We start from the raw sequence: 16677 nt of genomic DNA on the forward strand, positions 1-16677 counted from the left end.
CCCCCGAATTTATTCCTCGAGCAATGCGTTCAGCTTTTTGGCAAACCCCTCATCCAGTATACCAACGACAACTCGCGCATCTTTTCCAATGGCTTCACCAAGCTCATACCTATTTTCAACTCGACGAAGTGGTACTTTGTAAAATGTACATTTATCGCTTATCTTTTTTTCAGTATTTGCTGAGGCGTCCTTTGATAACAGAACAAGCTTAACTTTATTTCGCTGAATCTCTTTTACAACCAGTTCCTCCCCAGAAGTAATCTTCCGCGCTCGAGTAGCTAGTCCTACAAGAGATTTCCATGGTTGTTGGTTCACTACTGTTGATTCTCCTTTTCCACTAGAGAAAGTAATTCCTCATAGATGGATTCATCAATCTTGGTCTTTAAGTGACTCGCTAATATGTTTTTCTTTTTTGCTTGCAAGATAATATCCTTATCTTTACTAAGATACGCGCCTCGACCAGCTAACTTTCCAGTTAGATCGATTGAAATATCCCCTTCTTTAGAGCGGACAATTCTGATTAGATCTTTCTTATCCTTCATTTCTTGGCTTGCTACACACTTTCTTAAGGGAACCTTGCGATTTCTCACCTAACTTCACCTCTTACTCTAATTCCTCTACCGGCAGCTTGTGATCTTCTAACATAGCTCCTGAACCAAGAATATCTAACTTTTCTGCATCAGAATGGCTCTTAATATCAATTTTCCAGCCTGTTAGCTTTGCAGCTAGACGAGCATTTTGACCACGTTTACCAATAGCCAGTGAGAGCTGATTATCAGGTACGATTACAGTTGTGGCTTTATCGTCTTCATTAACAATAACTTCCTCAACTTGTGAAGGACTTAATGCATTCGCAACAAACTCAATAGGATCTTTTGACCATTTAACAATGTCAATTTTTTCACCTTTTAATTCATTTACAATTGCTTGCACACGGCCACCTTTAGGTCCGACACAAGATCCAACAGGATCTAAATCTGGATTATCTGTATGCACTGAAATTTTAGAACGATCGCCGGCTTCACGGGCAACTGATTTAATTTCAACAGTCCCATCAAAAATTTCTGGAACTTCTAGTTCAAATAAACGTTTTAATAAACCGGGATGAGTTCTCGAAACAAAAATTTGAGGACCCTTAGTTGTTCTTTCAACTTTCGTAATAAAGACTTTTATTCTGTCATGAGGCTTATATGTTTCATTTGGCATTTGTTCAGCGGCTGGTAACAACGCTTCAATTTTGCCTAGGTTAACATATATGAACCTCGCATCCTGTCTCTGGACAATTCCAGTCATAATATCCTCTTCACGGTCTATGAACTCAGAATAAATAACGCCTCTTTCTGCTTCACGAACACGTTGAGTAACTACCTGTTTAGCGGTCTGAGCAGCAATTCGTCCGAAATCCTTTGGAGTTACTTCGATTTCAATTACATCCCCAACTTGGTAGTTTGGATTAATTAATCGAGCCTGTTCTGCAGATATTTCAAGTCTAGGATCAAACACATCATCTACAACATCTTTACGTGCAAATACACGCATAGACCCACGCTCAGGATTAACATCTACTCTCACATTTTGAGCTTGATTAAAATTTCGTTTATAAGCAGAAATAAGTGCTGCTTCAATTGCATCTAGTAAGATATCTTTACTAATTCCCTTTTCTTTTTCTAGCATGATAAGGGCATCTAATAGCTCACTACTCATTTTTTGGATCCCCCTTAATAGATCATCTAATTTTCAAAAAAGCTATGTGTACCAAAGAGAAAGTGTACGTAATAGGAAGAAATGTCAATCAATTTCCCTATTCACAAGAAGGCCTATCATTTATTTGCTTCTTCTCCCTCACTCAACTAACATGAGTGCCACAAACAGCGGTCTCCTGTTTCAAAAAAGGACGTTAGCCCTTTGCTGAAACAGGAGTAGGAGAAGAATATTTAGGCACCGGTCTTTGCTCTTACTACCAACGACTTTAACTATGTTCTTCAAAGCCCTAATTAAAGATAACCGCAAGACGCGCACTTGCAACTTTCTCAAACGGAATAGTTGTTACCTTCTTTCTTGTTTTGATCATATGAGCAATTGTCACTGATTCTCCGTCATAATTCATCAATTCACCTTCAAAGTGCTTTTCCCCATCAATTGGTTCATACGTTTTAATAAAAACTTGCTTACCAACTGCCTTTTCGAAATCCTTTGATTTTTTTAAAGGACGTTCAGCACCAGGTGAAGACACCTCTAAGAAATAAAGATGAGGAATTGGATCCGTTTCATCTAGACGTTCACTTAAACGTTCACTAACGGTACCGCATTGTTCTATGTCAATTCCATTAGGTGAATCAATATACACTCTTAAGAACCAATCCTTACCTTCCTTTACATACTCAAGGTCAGCTAATTCTAATTGAAGCTCATCTAAAATTGGTGTTACTAGTTCTTCGACAACATCTGTTACTTTTTTACTCATTCATACCCTCCTTTACTTTACGCTTATATATAAGGTTTGATTAAAATGCCCTGCTTATTAGCAGGGACTCTTTTTCAATATGTAAAAAAATATGGTAGTAATACGAAAGAGTGGGTTTCCCCACTCTACATGACGTCCTATTCATAGCATTTCCTCTGTTACTATAACATAATCACCTATTTTATGCAAATAATAACAAACCTCATAAAGCTTTACTTTCTAGAAGAGAGAGAGTTGGTTTTGATCAGGAAGATCTTCTAGACAACCTTGGGTATCAAGGTACTCTAGAATGGTTTTAGAGATTTTACTACGCTGTTGAAGGTCCTCCTTTGATAAAAACTCCCCATCTCCTCTTGCCTTTACAATATTTATAGCTGCATTGGTTCCTAACCCTGGAATTGAATTAAATGGAGGAATCAATGTTTTCCCATCTACAATAAATTCTGTTGCACTTGAACGATAAAGATCTACTCTTTGGAATGAATAACCGCGTTCACACATTTCAAGAGATATTTCAAGGACAGTTAAAAGATTCTTTTCCTTTGTAGAAGCATCGAATCCTTTAGCATTTATTTCTTCAATTTTTGCTTTAATTGCATTTGAACCCCTAACCATTGCTTCAATATCAAAATCCTCTGCTCTAACCGTAAAGTACGCAGCGTAATAAAGAATCGGATGATGGACCTTAAAGTAAGCAATACGAACTGCCATTAATACATATGCAGCAGCATGGGCCTTCGGGAACATATATTTGATTTTTAAGCATGAATCGATATACCAGTTAGGTACATTATTATTTTTCATATCTTGAATCCATTCGTCAGGTAACCCTTTTCCTTTACGAACGTTTTCCATAATTTTAAATGCTAAAGAAGGCTCTAAACCTTTGTAAATCAGGTATACCATGATGTCATCACGACAACCGATAACTTCACTAAGCGTACATGTTCCATTTGCAATTAACTCAGATGCATTCCCCAACCAAACATCTGTACCATGTGATAGTCCTGAAATCTGAACTAATTCAGAAAATGTAGTTGGTTTTGTATCTTCAAGCATCTGTCTTACAAATTTTGTTCCAAATTCAGGGATACCGTAAGTACCGGTTTTACACAAAATCTGTTCTTCAGTTACTCCTAATGAAGAAGTGCCTCCAAAAATCTTCATAACCTCTGGATCATCAGTAGGAATCGTTTTTGGATCAATTCCACTTAAATCTTGTAACATCCTGATCACAGTGGGATCGTCGTGCCCTAGGATATCTAGCTTCAACAAGTTATCGTGAATTGAGTGGAAGTCAAAGTGTGTAGTTTTCCACTCAGACGAAGAGTCATCAGCTGGAAACTGGATAGGTGTGAAATCAAATACTTCCATATAATCTGGGACTACTATAATTCCACCTGGATGCTGACCAGTTGTTCTTTTAACGCCTGTACATCCTGAAACAAGTCGGTCAATTTCGGCACTACGTATTGTCAGGTTGTTATCATTTGCGTATCCTTTTACATACCCGTAAGCAGTCTTCTCTGCCACAGTACCAATTGTACCTGCTCGGAATACATTATCCTCTCCAAATAAAACCTTTGTATAGTTATGCGCCTTTGGCTGATATTCACCTGAGAAGTTAAGGTCTATATCTGGTACTTTATCCCCCTTAAATCCAAGGAAAGTCTCGAACGGGATATCATGCCCATCTTTTTTATAGCGAGCTCCACAATCAGGACAATCTTTATCAGGCAAATCGAAGCCTGAACCGACAGATCCGTCATCAAAAAATTCCGAACGCTTACACTTTGGACATACATAATGCGGTGGTAACGGATTTACCTCGGTAATCTCCGTCATCGTTGCTACGAATGACGATCCTACCGATCCACGGGAACCTACTAGATAACCATCATCAAGTGATTTTTTAACTAGTTTATGAGAGATTAAATAGATGACAGCAAATCCATGACCAATAATCGATTTAAGCTCTTTTTCTAATCGATCTTCAACTAGTTTAGGTAGAGGATCACCGTAAATGGAACGCGCCATCGCATAACTCATTTCCCGCATTTCTTCATCGGCACCTTCAATTTTCGGTGTATAAAGATCATCCTTTATTGGCTTAACTTCTCCAATTAAATCAGCAATATAATTTGTATTTGTTACAACGATTTCCTTAGCTTTTTCTGCACCAAGGAAGGAGAATGCTTCTAGCATTTCATCAGTTGTTCTAAAATGGACTTTCGGTAACTTATGGCGATTTAAAGGATTTGCTCCACCTTGTGATCCTACAAGTATTTTTCGATAAATATAATCCTCATGTTCTAGATAATGTACATTTCCTGTTGCAACGACAGGCTTGTCCAATTTTACTCCTAGCTTTACAATGTTGGTCATAATATCCAGCAGTGCCCTTTGATCACGAATTAGCTCTAATTCGATTAGATGAGCATAAACCTCAGGAGGCTGAACCTCTAAATAATCATAGAACTGAGCGATATCCTCTACTTCTTCAGGCGACTTTTGCATCATCGCTTCAAATACTTCTCCTCGATCACAGGCTGACCCAATGAGAAGACCTTCTCTATGCTTTATTAGCTTAGAGCGCGGTATTCTAGGAACACGGTAGAAATAATCCATGTGCGAAATTGAAATTAATTTAAATAGATTTTTTAATCCAATCTCATCTTTAGCAAGCAAGGTTATGTGAGAAGGCCTTGCTCTTTGATAGGCATTACCTTTACCCATATTATCATTTAGCTGATCATGATACTCGATCCCAACGGCTAAAGAATCTTTAAGCATCTTCATTAGAAGGTATCCTGTTGCCTCAGCATCATAAATCGCACGGTGATGCTGCGTTAATTCAATATCGAACTTTTTACACAATGTGTTTAATCGGTGGTTTTTCATTTCTGGAAATAAAAATCTAGCTAATTCCAGTGTATCTATAACAGGGTTCTTTGCCTTTTCATAACCAAGTTTTTTATATCCTACGTTTAGAAAGCCCATATCAAAGCTTGCATTGTGAGCAACAAGAATATCATCACCAATCCAATTTTTAAATCGCTCAATAACTTCTGCAACTTCTGGTGCATCACGAACCATATCATCTGTGATCCCTGTTAAGTCAATCGTGGTAGCCGAAAGGGAATGATGCGGATTAGCGAAGGATTCAAATCGATCGATAATTTGACCCTCTTTTATTTTTACTGCTGCAAGTTCGATGATCGTATCATATACAGCAGATAAACCTGTTGTTTCTACGTCAAAAACTACATACGTGTCAGTAGCAAGAAGGCGATGTTGCTCATTATAAGCAATTGGCACCCCATCATTTACTAGATTTGCTTCTAGTCCATAAATGATTTTAACACCATGCTTCTTCCCGGCAGAATAGGCTTCTGGAAAGGATTGTGCGACAGCATGGTCTGTTAGAGCAAAGGCTTTGTGGCCCCACTTCTTCGCTTGTTCAATAAGCTTTCCAACCGATGTAACAGCATCCATTTGACTCATTGGCGAATGAGCATGTAATTCTACTCTTTTTTCACCTTCTGGGGCCATGTCCATTCGTTTAACTGGGTTAATTTCTTGGATATCATTAGCCATCATTACAAGGTCACGTATGAAGGTATCGTTTTGTACCCCTCCACGTACTTTCACCCACATGCCTTTTTTCACAGATTGAAGCACTGGAATATCCTCTTTATCACGTGAGAACATTTTAACTAGAATGGAGCTAGTATAATCCGTAACCTTGAAGGTTAACAGATGTCTTCCGCTTCTTAATTCCTTTGTCTCCGCGTCGAAGATATAACCTTGTATGATAACTCTTCTTTCCTCTTCTTGAATAGCTTGAATGCTAACTGGGTCTTCCTTAATGCTATAACCAATTGTTATAGGACCCGTTTGTTCTTGACTAGAGTCCTTATCCTTCTTTTGCATCTCTGAGATCGCTGCTATAACTTTATTTCGATCTTCTATTTCTTTTTGTTCTATGAATCTTTCAAACTCTTCAGTAGAGTGCTCAACAATCGTATCCAATTGTAAAGGCGGAAACCCAAATTGCTCAAGCTGAGAGGTGATAGGTTGTCCGTATTTTCTTTTTACTGTTACAGCTTCTGCATCATTTCTAGCTTTAATCGTAATCTTTGCTCCTTGTAAGGTCGGAGTTTGATCTTTTAAAAGTGGCAAAAACATTGGAGAAACTGATTCTAGCCTTTCAATACAAATTGGCCAGTATTCAATAATATCTTTTTCGAGTATGTTTTTCTCAATAGCTTTAACTGAAAAACGTATTGATGCAATATGAGAGAAGGCTTGCGTAAGTTGGGTAGCAAACAATTCAAACATTGGAGCTGGCAAGAGCCTTTGCAAAATAAAAGAGAAATGCCAAGTTTTAGTTTGGGTATGAACGGATACTTTTTCAATCCCCGCACCTTTAAAATATTCTTTTACATCATCCGTTACATTTAATTGTTGTAGTAGGATTTCAAACCGATCTATTTGTTCACTTGAAAGTTCCATCACGAATAGATCTCTCCTCTCCATGTAATACAGGTTATTTATGCGCCGTGTTCTCTACGGTAGCGTTAACCAATCTATGCTATTCGAATTAACTTTAACATGTTAGCATTATTCCCTTAAGGCGAAATATTTAAGGTACCTCATAATGAAGAGGTACCTTTTTTATGTCTAATTCTATTTTACAATATATTTCTCAATTGTCTCGATAAGATTTTCAGTAGTTATTTCCAAAACCTCACCTGTGCTTCTTACTTTTAGTTCAATAACACCTTCACCAGCTTTTTTTCCGACTGTAATTCGGATTGGTAAGCCCATTAAATCTGAATCTGCAAACTTTACACCCGGACGCTCCTGACGATCATCATATAATACTTCAAATTTATCATTAAGGATTGTGTATAACTCGTCAGCAAGTCCTTTTTGGTCATCTTGCTTTGGATTTACAACAATTAAGTGAAGATCGAATGGCGAAACTGCCTGAGGCCAAACTAAGCCATTCTCATCATTAAATTGTTCAGCAATCGCTGCTACTGTTCTAGAAACACCTATACCATAACATCCCATAATCATTGGTTTGGATTTCCCATTTTCATCTAAGAAAGTTGCATTCATTGCTTCACTATATCGTGTTCCTAGTTTGAACACATGTCCTACTTCAATCCCTTTAGCGAATACAATGGTTCCTTTTCCATCAGGAGAAGGGTCTCCTTCGATAATGAATCGAACATCCTCATACTGAACATTTTCTATGTCTCGATCTGGATTAACGCCTGTAAAATGAACTCCCTCAACGTTTGCTCCACATACACCATTGACTATATATTGAACAGCATGATCAGCAATAATTTTTAGAGAGCCTGGAACGTTAATTGGTCCTAATGAGCCAACTGGCCCGAGGGTTGTCTTTGTTTCTTCAGCGGTAGCCAATTCAACTACCGAAGCGTTAAAGATATTCTTTATCTTCACATCATTTATTTCATGATCGCCTCTTACAACTACTAGCACGAATTGATCATCTACTTTAAACATGATAGATTTTAGACATTGCTCAGGAGACACACTTAGGAAAGTAGATACCTCTTCAATTGATTTTTGTCCAGGAGTATCGAGCTTTTGCAATTCATCTTGACTGCTCTGGCTCTTTTCATACGTCGTGATCACCGGAGCCATTTCTACATTCGCTGCATAGCTTGATGAATCTGAATATGCAATTGTATCTTCTCCGATCTCAGATAACACCATAAATTCGTGAGTATCTTTTCCACCCATCGCACCTGAATCAGCTATTACCGCTCTAAAGTTTAAGCCACAACGTGAAAATACGTTTGAATACGCTTCGTAAAGCTTTTCATATACATCATCTAAGCTCTCAAAGGAAGAATGAAAAGAATATGCATCCTTCATAATAAACTCTTTTCCACGCAATAATCCAAATCGAGGTCTTTTCTCATCTCTAAATTTAGTTTGAATTTGGTAAAGAGTTAGAGGTAGCTTTTTGTATGAATTTACTTCATCTCTCACTAAGCTCGTAATCATTTCCTCATGAGTTGGTCCCATCGCAAAATCACGATTATGACGATCCTTTACTCTCATCATTTCTGGTCCATATGAATACCATCTACCTGACTCCTGCCAAAGCTCGGCTAATTGTAGAGCCGGCATAAACATTTCGACGGCTCCAGCACGGTCCATCTCTTCTCTTACAATTTGCTCTACCTTCTGTAGAACTTTTTTACCAAGTGGCAAAAAGGTATAAACACCCGCGGAGTTTTGGCGGATAAAACCAGCTCTTAGAAGAAGCTGGTGACTTTTCACATCTGCATCTGCTGGTACTTCTCTAAGAGTAGGAATAAACATCATACTTTGTTTCATCTAAGTGCACCTCATTTAATTTTAACTATCATTATAAACTACATATTAAAAATGCGTTGGATATCATTCCATGTTACAACTAGCATTAATAACATTAAGAAGGCAAACCCAATAAAGTGTACTAATCCTTCTTTTTGACGATCAATCGGCTTACCTCTAACTGCTTCTACTAAGAAGAACATCAATCTTCCTCCGTCTAGAGCCGGTAAAGGTAGTAAATTAATAATTCCAAGATTGATACTAAGGATTGCTCCCCATCTCATTAAATTATAAACACCAGTTTGCGCAACTTGATCAGTGGCATCATAAATCCCAACTGGACCTGAAAGCATATCAATTGAAAACTGGCCTGTAATTAATTTGCTAAGACCGATTACTATTTCCTTTGTCCAATAAAAAGTTTGTGTAAATCCATTTTGGATGGAGCTTAGTATACCTTTTTCCACTGGACTGTAGACACCAATCACTCCATATGTCTCTTCACCAGAAGTGGACTTACCAGGTGTAATCATTAAATCTATAGGTGTGCCATCTCTCACAATTGTGAATGAAAGTTCTTCTTCAGGGTGAACACGAATAATCTCAACAACGTCCTCCCATGTAGATACATCAACTCCATCGATCGTTTGAATAACATCACCTTGTTGTAGTCCCGCTTCAGCAGCAGGGCTGTTTTCTACAACCTCACCAAGTCTCGCTTCGTTTACAGGACTTCCTTGTAATAATCCAAGTAATAAAAATATAACAAAAGCCAGTACAAAATTCATAGCAGGACCAGCAATGATTGCCAGTGTTCGTTGAAGCAATGTCTTTGAGCCAAACTGGCGGTTGTAAGGTGCAATTTGTGTTTCTTGACCATCAATCACCAATACTGCCTTTTCATGAACAGTAAAACGTTCTAATTTTTCTTCATCCTGCTCATAACCAGCAATAAACAACTGCTTTTCAAGGTCAGCTTCCTCTACCTCGATTACTCTTGCATTAGGGTACTTATCTTTATTATTTAAGATAATTTTGATGACTTCATTAGCATTATTTAGTAATAAGCCAATATGATAACCAGGTTTTACATCAATCGTTTCGGGGTCTTCTCCTGCCATACGAACAAATCCACCAATAGGTAATAGGCGAATTGTGTAGATCGTTTCATCTCTTTTAAAAGAGAACACTTTCGGTCCAAATCCTATCGCAAACTCACGACATAAAATTCCAGCTCTTTTTGCTAGCACTAAATGACCTAATTCATGAAAAAATACTAGTGCACCAAATATAATCACAAAAGCAATGACTGTATTCAATGATAACCCACCTTTACTTTAGTAGTGATACTACATACCTTCTAGTTTCCTGATCCACTTGTTGAATGGTCTGTAAATCTGGATCCATGATGTTCTGATGTGCTTCAAGAGCCCTTTCAATAAGGTCTTCTATTTCTAAAAAATTTACTCTACCTGATAGGAAGGCATCTACTGCCACTTCATTTGCTGCATTTAAAACGGTAGGGAGAGTTCCTCCGGCTTTCCCTGCCTCGTATGCAAAGGCTAAGCATTTGTATCTTTCAAAATCGACTTTATTAAAATGCAGTGTCCCAATTTCCCATAGATTTAATTTTTTGGAGATGGGCAGCTCTAACCGATAAGGATATGTAAGTGCATATTGAATAGGTACTCTCATATCAGGTGTGCCAAGCTGTGCCATTACACTTGTGTCATCATATTCGACCATAGAGTGAATAATACTCTCTTTATGTAAAATTACCTCAATTTTTTCATATGGAATATTAAAAAGCCATCTAGCTTCAATCACTTCTAGTCCTTTGTTCATCATTGTAGCTGAATCAATGGTGATCTTCGCTCCCATTGACCAGTTTGGATGGGCAAGTGCCTCTTTAACCGTAACATCTTTAAGTTCTTCTCTATTGCGGTCACGAAAGCTGCCTCCAGATGCAGTTAAAATCAATCGACTAATCTTAGATTGATCTTGTCCTACTAAGGATTGAAAGATAGCTGAATGTTCACTGTCAACAGGTAGAATATCTACCTCGTACTTCTCCGCTAGGTTCATAACAATCTGTCCAGCTGTCACAAGAGTTTCTTTATTTGCAATGGCTATTGTTTTCTTTTCTTTAATTGCTTCCAATGTAGGGATGAGTCCAACACTTCCTATTACAGCATTTACTAAAATAGTGGCATCGGGATGCGTCGCCACTTCAGTTAATCCATCCTCACCATACGTAACCTTGGCCGAGTATGTAAGTTGTTGCTCGACGATGGTCCGATCCTCTTTTGAAAGGACAGAAATTAATTTCGGTTGAAACTCATTTACAAGCTTTAACCCTAGTTCAAGATTTCTACCGAAAGAAAGTGCAACTATCTGAAATTGCTCAGGATGAAGCCGAACAAGGTCAAGTGTCTGTGTTCCAATCGACCCGGTAGCCCCTAACAAACTAATTTTTTTCATAATTACAGCTCCTAAGTATAAACAAGCTAGTTATAACAGCTATTAGATAAATTGTAAGAAGTAAAAAATCGGTAAAACAAATAATAGACTATCAAAGCGATCTAATATACCACCATGTCCAGGTAAAAGTGTACCTGAATCTTTAACTGAGTAGTGTCTCTTTAAAGCAGATTCTACTAAGTCACCTATTTGTCCAAATATCGATAATAAGATTGTAATGATGATTACCATTACAAATGAATCACTAATTGGTAAAATTGCTTGAAAGATAATGGCAACAACTAATGCACATAGAATACCGCCTACTGAGCCTTCTATCGTTTTATTAGGACTGATTTCAGGCCATAGCTTTCTTTTGCCCATTGCTCTTCCAACAAAATATGCACCCGAGTCTGTTGCCCATATAACAAACATAGCAAAAAAGAGATACTTCAAGCCTTGTTCATTGATCTGAATGAAGTAATAAAAACCAGTTCCTATATAAATCGTAGCTAATATAATAAAAGCTGCATGATCAAAGGTAAACTGATTCTTAGTTACAACTGTATAAGATAATAAAAACACGACTGCTAAAAGTGCGATTTCAACCTTTGATATATTTACTTCCGTAAGGAAATCAATGGTTGTATTGGGATATAAAAGCACCCAAATCAATACCAAACTCAATATCCCAGGAAACGATAGTAAAGATATTTTTTTCATTTTTAATAGTTCATAAATTGCGATAGATGCCAGTAAATAAATAAATATGGTAAACGGTAGTCCACCTATAATGACAAATGGCAAAAATATCGCTGCAGCTAGAACTGCTGTTAAGATTCTTTGGATCATATTGTATTCATCACCTTTTATACGCCCCCATACCTGCGGTTCCGTTTTTGAAACTCGTCAATCGCTTCTAGTAACTCACTTTCAGAAAAGTCAGGCCATAGTATATCTGTAAACCAAAACTCAGTGTAGGCAAGCTGCCATAGCATGAAGTTACTAAGTCTGTATTCACCGCTTGTACGAATTAACAAATCAGGGTCTTTTATTTTTCTAGTCATTAAGTATTGTGAGACTAGTTGATCATCAATATCCGTTTCCGATATTTGTCCAGCTTTAACATCTGAGGCAATTTGTTTAATTGCCTTAGTAATTTCATCCCGAGATCCATAGTTTAGTGCGAAATTTAGTATTAACCCGGTATTATCCTTCGTTTCCTCTATAGCTCGTTCAACTGCATTTCTAGTATGAATCGGAATTTCATTGTGATTCCCCATCATCTGGACTCTAACATTTTGTTCGACTAACTCCGGTAAGAAAGTACCTAAAAACTCCTCTGGAAGCTTCATTAAGTATTCAACCTCTTGTTTGGGTCGCTTCCAATTCTCAGTAGAAAATGCATAAAGAGTTAATACCTGAACTCCCAACTCATTTGCAACCCTGGTGATTTTTCTTACTACTTTCATTCCCTCATGGTGACCAGCTATACGAGGTAATGCTCTCTTATTTGCCCAACGCCCATTTCCATCCATAATAATGGCAATATGCTTAGGAACAGGCCTAGACAAAACATCTTCTTTTGAAGGTGTCGTTATATTTTCTTTTTTGGTATTCCAACGTTTTAGTTTATCAAGCATCTTCTTATCCCCCATCATTACCATTATAAACAAAGCTTATCCACAGTTCAAAGAAACTCTAAGCTTCATTACATTTATAAGGAAGATTTTCTTTATATATGTAGAATTTTTAAAAACCAAACCTGTTCTTATACAGAGTCAATTGATTAAGTATTACAGTCACTGAGCCCTTCAGACATTCTACACTACTATAAAAGTTCTATATGCGAGCCTTTAAAGTATCTATAACGTATCCTAGACAAAAACCAATTTAAAAAACCCCCTAAATATAGAGGGTCTATAATTCTACTCACTATTTTACCGTTTAATGGCTTAAACTGCCATAATTTCTTTTTCTTTTTCCTTTGTTACGTTATCAACCTGAGTAATATGTGCATCCGTTTCTTTTTGGATGGCTTCAGTTAAACTACGTAATTCGTCTTCGGTAATTTCACCATTTTTCTCAAGCTTCTTCAATTCATCATTTCCATCACGGCGGATATTACGAACAGCAACTTTTGCTTCCTCGCCATATTTTTTTACTAGCTTCGTTAATTCTACACGACGCTCTTCCGTTAATGCTGGAATGACAATACGGATAACTGACCCATCATTTGTAGGAGTGATCCCAAGATCAGATTTCATAATCGCTTTTTCTATTTCACCTAGTGCAGTTTTATCATATGGAGTAATAATTAGCATTCTTGCTTCTGGAACATTAACGGATGCTAATTGATTTACTGGTGTTGGAGCTCCATAATAATCAACTGTAATCTTATCTAGTAATGATGCACTCGCACGCCCAGCGCGGATTGTAGAAAGCTCACGTTGGTAAGCTTGAATTGCTTTATCCATTTTTTCTTTAGCATTTTTAACTACTTGCCCAGTCATGTTACTTCCCCCTCACTATCGTTCCAATATTTTCCCCTAACACTGCTCGCTTGATATTACCTTCTTCCATAATTGAAAAAACAATCAAGGAAATATCGTTATCCATACATAGAGAGGACGCTGTTGAATCCATTACACCTAAGCCCTCTTTTAAAACATCAAGATAAGATAAGCTTTCATACTTAGTAGCTGTTTTATCAATGGAAGGATCTGCAGTGTATACTCCGTCCACATTATTCTTAGCCATTAATATAACGTCAGCTTCAATTTCAGCTGCTCGTAAAGCTGCTGTAGTATCAGTAGAAAAGTAAGGGTTACCTGTACCTGCTGCGAAAATGACAACCCGCCCCTTCTCCAAATGCCTGATTGCTTTTCTACGAATATAAGGCTCTGCTACTTGACGCATTTCAATCGATGATTGAACTCTAGTTTGAATCCCTAAATTCTCAAGACTATCTTGCAATGCTAGTGAATTCATAACCGTAGCAAGCATGCCCATATAATCTGCATTTGCACGATCCATTCCCATTTCACTACCTGCTTTACCACGCCAGATATTTCCAGCACCTACCACAACTGCTACTTCTACTTGCATTTCAGCTATTTCTTTTACCTGTTTTGCAATTGATTGTATGACAGCTGGATTAATTCCAAAACCTTGATCTCCAGCAAGCGCTTCACCACTAAGCTTTAAGACAACTCGTTTATATTTTGCAGACGTCATTTTTACCTCCTGCGAACCAAGTAATATGTAAGATATTTTCTTATCTTTTTTGTTTCTTTTGGCTGTGTTAAACCTTGTTGTTGATTTTCGTTACAGGACACTCGCTTTCCGCGGGCGAGTCCGTGAGCCTCCTCGGCGAAAAGCGCGCCTGTGGGGTCTCCCGCGACCCGCTTTCCCGCAGGAGTCTCGCGTCCTTCCAACTTCAATCAACAGTGCTAATTATCAACACTATTCTTTAACACAGCATTTCTTTTAAAAAATAGGGAACACAGTGTGTTCCCTTGTTTCTGTTTTATAAACAGTGCTGAGCTTATTTATTAACCTGGTTCATAACCTCTTCAGCAAAGTTATCTTGACGCTTCTCGATACCTTCTCCTACTTCGTAACGTACGAAGTTCTTAACAGTAGCACCTTTGCTTTCAACAAACTTGCGTACTTTTTGGTCCGGATCTTTTACAAAGCTTTGGTCAAGTAAGCAGATGTCTTCAAAGAATTTACCAAGGCGACCTTCAACCATTTTTGCAACGATATTTTCTGGCTTACCTTCATTAAGTGCTTGCTGAGTTAACACTTCACGCTCACGTGCAATTTCCTCTTCTGTAACAGCACTTCTATCAACATACTTAGGGTTTACAGCAGCGATATGCATTGCAATATCTTTTGCTACAGACTCATCAGTTGTACCTTCAAGAACTGTTAATACACCAATACGTCCACCCATGTGTAAGTAAGCACCAAATGCATCATTGTCTGTTTTAGTAGCAACAGAGAAACGACGTAGCGTTAACTTCTCACCGATTTTAGCAATTGCAGTATTAATATGTTCTTGAACACTTGAACCATTGTCCATTTTTTGTTCTAATGCTTCTTCAATAGAAGCAGGCTTGTTCTTTAATAGGTGACTACCCAATTCTCTTGTTAAGTTTAAGAATCCTTCGTTCTTAGCAACGAAATCAGTCTCAGAGTTAACTTCAAAGATTACAGCTTCATTTCCATTAACTTCGATTGCAGAAATCCCTTCAGCAGCAATACGGTCAGACTTATTAGCTGCTTTTGCAATACCTTTTTCGCGTAGGAAATCAATTGCTTTGTCCATATCACCATCAGTTTCAGTTAATGCTTTTTTACAATCCATCATTCCAGCGCCAGTTTTCTCACGTAATTCTTTTACCATTTGAGCTGTTACAGCCATTGTAGTTCCTCCTTCATACTATCTATTATGTAATTTAAATGTTCTACTATAATATAGCCTATAAAGCTTCTATTCAATCTACTGTATTTGCTTAAAAAAGGTGATAAAAGGCTTTTGTCCCTCTTATCACCTTCAATTAATATTATGCAGTAGTTGGTGCTGTTTCTTCACCTTGTTTAGCTTCAAGAATTGCATCAGCAATTTTTGCAGTTAAAAGTTTTACAGCACGAATTGCATCGTCATTTGCAGGGATAACATAATCAATTTCATCTGGATCACAGTTAGTATCAACGATACCTACGATTGGGATGTTTAATTTATGTGCTTCAGCAACTGCAATACGTTCTTTACGAGGGTCAATGATGAATAAAGCATCTGGAAGTTGCTTCATATCTTTAATACCGCCTAAGAACTTCTCAAGACGATCTAATTCTTTCTTTAAGTTAATAACTTCCTTCTTAGGAAGAACTTCGAAAGTTCCATCTTCTTGCATCTTTTCGATATCACGAAGGCGCTTAATACGCTTTTGGATTGTTTCAAAGTTTGTTAGTGTACCACCTAACCAACGTTGGTTAACAAAGTACATACCTGAACGCTCAGCTTCTTCTTTAACAGAATCTTGAGCTTGCTTTTTCGTACCAACAAAAAGCATTGTACCACCATTAGCTCCAAGCTCTTTAACGAAGTTATAAGCTTCTTCAACCTTTTTCACCGTTTTTTGTAAATCGATGATGTAGATTCCGTTACGTTCTGTGAAAATGTACTTCTTCATTTTTGGGTTCCAACGGCGTGTTTGATGACCAAAGTGAACACCAGCTTCTAGTAATTGCTTCATAGAAATTACTGACATGTTTGTTTCCTCCTAATTGGTTTTTGTTTTCCTCCGCTCATTTCATTTTTAGACAAAACTGTTTAACAGCACCATTGTCCAAATCTATAAGCGTGTGTATTTAACACC

At 37.6% G+C, this 16677-nt stretch carries 14 protein-coding genes; all 14 read right to left on the bottom strand.

Annotation, left to right across the window (positions count from 1 at the left end; genetic code table 11):
- Positions 1 to 9 precede the first annotated feature (9 nt).
- The gene (locus G4D63_RS00440) at positions 10 to 315 is read right to left on the bottom strand and encodes a YlxQ family RNA-binding protein (protein WP_163176597.1); all 306 of its coding nucleotides are present in this window, start codon (positions 313 to 315) and stop codon (positions 10 to 12) included.
- A complete protein-coding gene (rnpM, locus tag G4D63_RS00445) occupies positions 315 to 590 on the bottom strand; it encodes an RNase P modulator RnpM (RefSeq protein WP_163176599.1) in 276 nt (91 codons plus the stop codon). The genes G4D63_RS00440 and rnpM overlap by 1 nt, the downstream gene beginning before the upstream one ends.
- A gap of 13 nt (positions 591 to 603) precedes the next feature.
- Entirely contained in the window at positions 604 to 1704 is a 1101-nt protein-coding gene (gene nusA, locus G4D63_RS00450; protein WP_163176601.1) for a transcription termination factor NusA, read from the bottom strand.
- Positions 1705 to 1990: 286 nt separating this feature from the next.
- Entirely contained in the window at positions 1991 to 2464 is a 474-nt protein-coding gene (gene rimP / locus G4D63_RS00455; RefSeq protein ID WP_163176603.1) for a ribosome maturation factor RimP, read from the bottom strand.
- 219 nt (positions 2465 to 2683) lie between these two features.
- Positions 2684 to 6979, bottom strand: coding sequence for a PolC-type DNA polymerase III (locus tag G4D63_RS00460; protein WP_163178325.1), 4296 nt, complete (start codon positions 6977 to 6979; stop codon positions 2684 to 2686).
- A 174-nt stretch (positions 6980 to 7153) separates the two neighbouring features.
- The gene (locus tag G4D63_RS00465) at positions 7154 to 8851 is read right to left on the bottom strand and encodes a proline--tRNA ligase (RefSeq protein ID WP_163176605.1); all 1698 of its coding nucleotides are present in this window, start codon (positions 8849 to 8851) and stop codon (positions 7154 to 7156) included.
- 38 nt (positions 8852 to 8889) lie between these two features.
- A complete protein-coding gene (rseP, locus tag G4D63_RS00470; RefSeq protein ID WP_163176607.1) occupies positions 8890 to 10149 on the bottom strand; it encodes an RIP metalloprotease RseP in 1260 nt (419 codons plus the stop codon).
- Between the two features lie 13 nt (positions 10150 to 10162).
- Entirely contained in the window at positions 10163 to 11311 is a 1149-nt protein-coding gene (locus tag G4D63_RS00475) for a 1-deoxy-D-xylulose-5-phosphate reductoisomerase (protein WP_163176608.1), read from the bottom strand.
- Between the two features lie 42 nt (positions 11312 to 11353).
- Positions 11354 to 12142 carry a phosphatidate cytidylyltransferase gene (locus tag G4D63_RS00480; RefSeq protein WP_163176610.1) on the bottom strand — a complete coding sequence of 263 codons (789 nt, stop codon included), beginning with the start codon at positions 12140 to 12142 and terminating at the stop codon, positions 11354 to 11356.
- Between the two features lie 17 nt (positions 12143 to 12159).
- Positions 12160 to 12933, bottom strand: a complete 774-nt coding sequence (locus tag G4D63_RS00485; protein WP_163176612.1) for an isoprenyl transferase — start codon at positions 12931 to 12933, stop codon at positions 12160 to 12162.
- A gap of 312 nt (positions 12934 to 13245) precedes the next feature.
- Entirely contained in the window at positions 13246 to 13803 is a 558-nt protein-coding gene (frr, locus tag G4D63_RS00490) for a ribosome recycling factor (protein WP_163176614.1), read from the bottom strand.
- A gap of 1 nt (position 13804) precedes the next feature.
- Positions 13805 to 14527, bottom strand: coding sequence for a UMP kinase (gene pyrH, locus G4D63_RS00495; protein WP_163176616.1), 723 nt, complete (start codon positions 14525 to 14527; stop codon positions 13805 to 13807).
- A gap of 310 nt (positions 14528 to 14837) precedes the next feature.
- On the bottom strand, positions 14838 to 15719 hold the full coding sequence (tsf, locus tag G4D63_RS00500; RefSeq protein ID WP_163176618.1) for a translation elongation factor Ts: 882 nt from the start codon (positions 15717 to 15719) through the stop codon (positions 14838 to 14840).
- A gap of 142 nt (positions 15720 to 15861) precedes the next feature.
- Positions 15862 to 16569 (bottom strand): 30S ribosomal protein S2, encoded by a 708-nt coding sequence (gene rpsB, locus G4D63_RS00505; protein ID WP_163176620.1) that lies wholly within the window; start codon positions 16567 to 16569, stop codon positions 15862 to 15864.
- Between the last annotated feature and the right edge of the window lie 108 nt (positions 16570 to 16677).

This window comes from Bacillus mesophilus, from assembly GCF_011008845.1.
GTDB lineage: Bacteria > Bacillota > Bacilli > Bacillales > SA4 > Bacillus_BS > Bacillus_BS mesophilus.

Excerpts from the sequence above, each read along its gene's own strand:
- G4D63_RS00465 (WP_163176605.1), bottom strand. The coding sequence starts at position 8,851 with ATGAAACAAAGTATGATGTTTATTCCTACTCTTAGAGAAGTACCAGCA.
- frr (WP_163176614.1), bottom strand. The coding sequence starts at position 13,803 with ATGACTGGGCAAGTAGTTAAAAATGCTAAAGAAAAAATGGATAAAGCA.
- tsf (WP_163176618.1), bottom strand. The coding sequence starts at position 15,719 with ATGGCTGTAACAGCTCAAATGGTAAAAGAATTACGTGAGAAAACTGGC.
- rpsB (WP_163176620.1), bottom strand. The coding sequence starts at position 16,569 with ATGTCAGTAATTTCTATGAAGCAATTACTAGAAGCTGGTGTTCACTTT.
- G4D63_RS00480 (WP_163176610.1), bottom strand. The coding sequence starts at position 12,142 with ATGATCCAAAGAATCTTAACAGCAGTTCTAGCTGCAGCGATATTTTTG.
- pyrH (WP_163176616.1), bottom strand. The coding sequence starts at position 14,527 with ATGACGTCTGCAAAATATAAACGAGTTGTCTTAAAGCTTAGTGGTGAA.
- rimP (WP_163176603.1), bottom strand. The coding sequence starts at position 2,464 with ATGAGTAAAAAAGTAACAGATGTTGTCGAAGAACTAGTAACACCAATT.
- G4D63_RS00485 (WP_163176612.1), bottom strand. The coding sequence starts at position 12,933 with ATGCTTGATAAACTAAAACGTTGGAATACCAAAAAAGAAAATATAACG.
- nusA (WP_163176601.1), bottom strand. The coding sequence starts at position 1,704 with ATGAGTAGTGAGCTATTAGATGCCCTTATCATGCTAGAAAAAGAAAAG.
- G4D63_RS00460 (WP_163178325.1), bottom strand. The coding sequence starts at position 6,979 with ATGGAACTTTCAAGTGAACAAATAGATCGGTTTGAAATCCTACTACAA.
- G4D63_RS00475 (WP_163176608.1), bottom strand. The coding sequence starts at position 11,311 with ATGAAAAAAATTAGTTTGTTAGGGGCTACCGGGTCGATTGGAACACAG.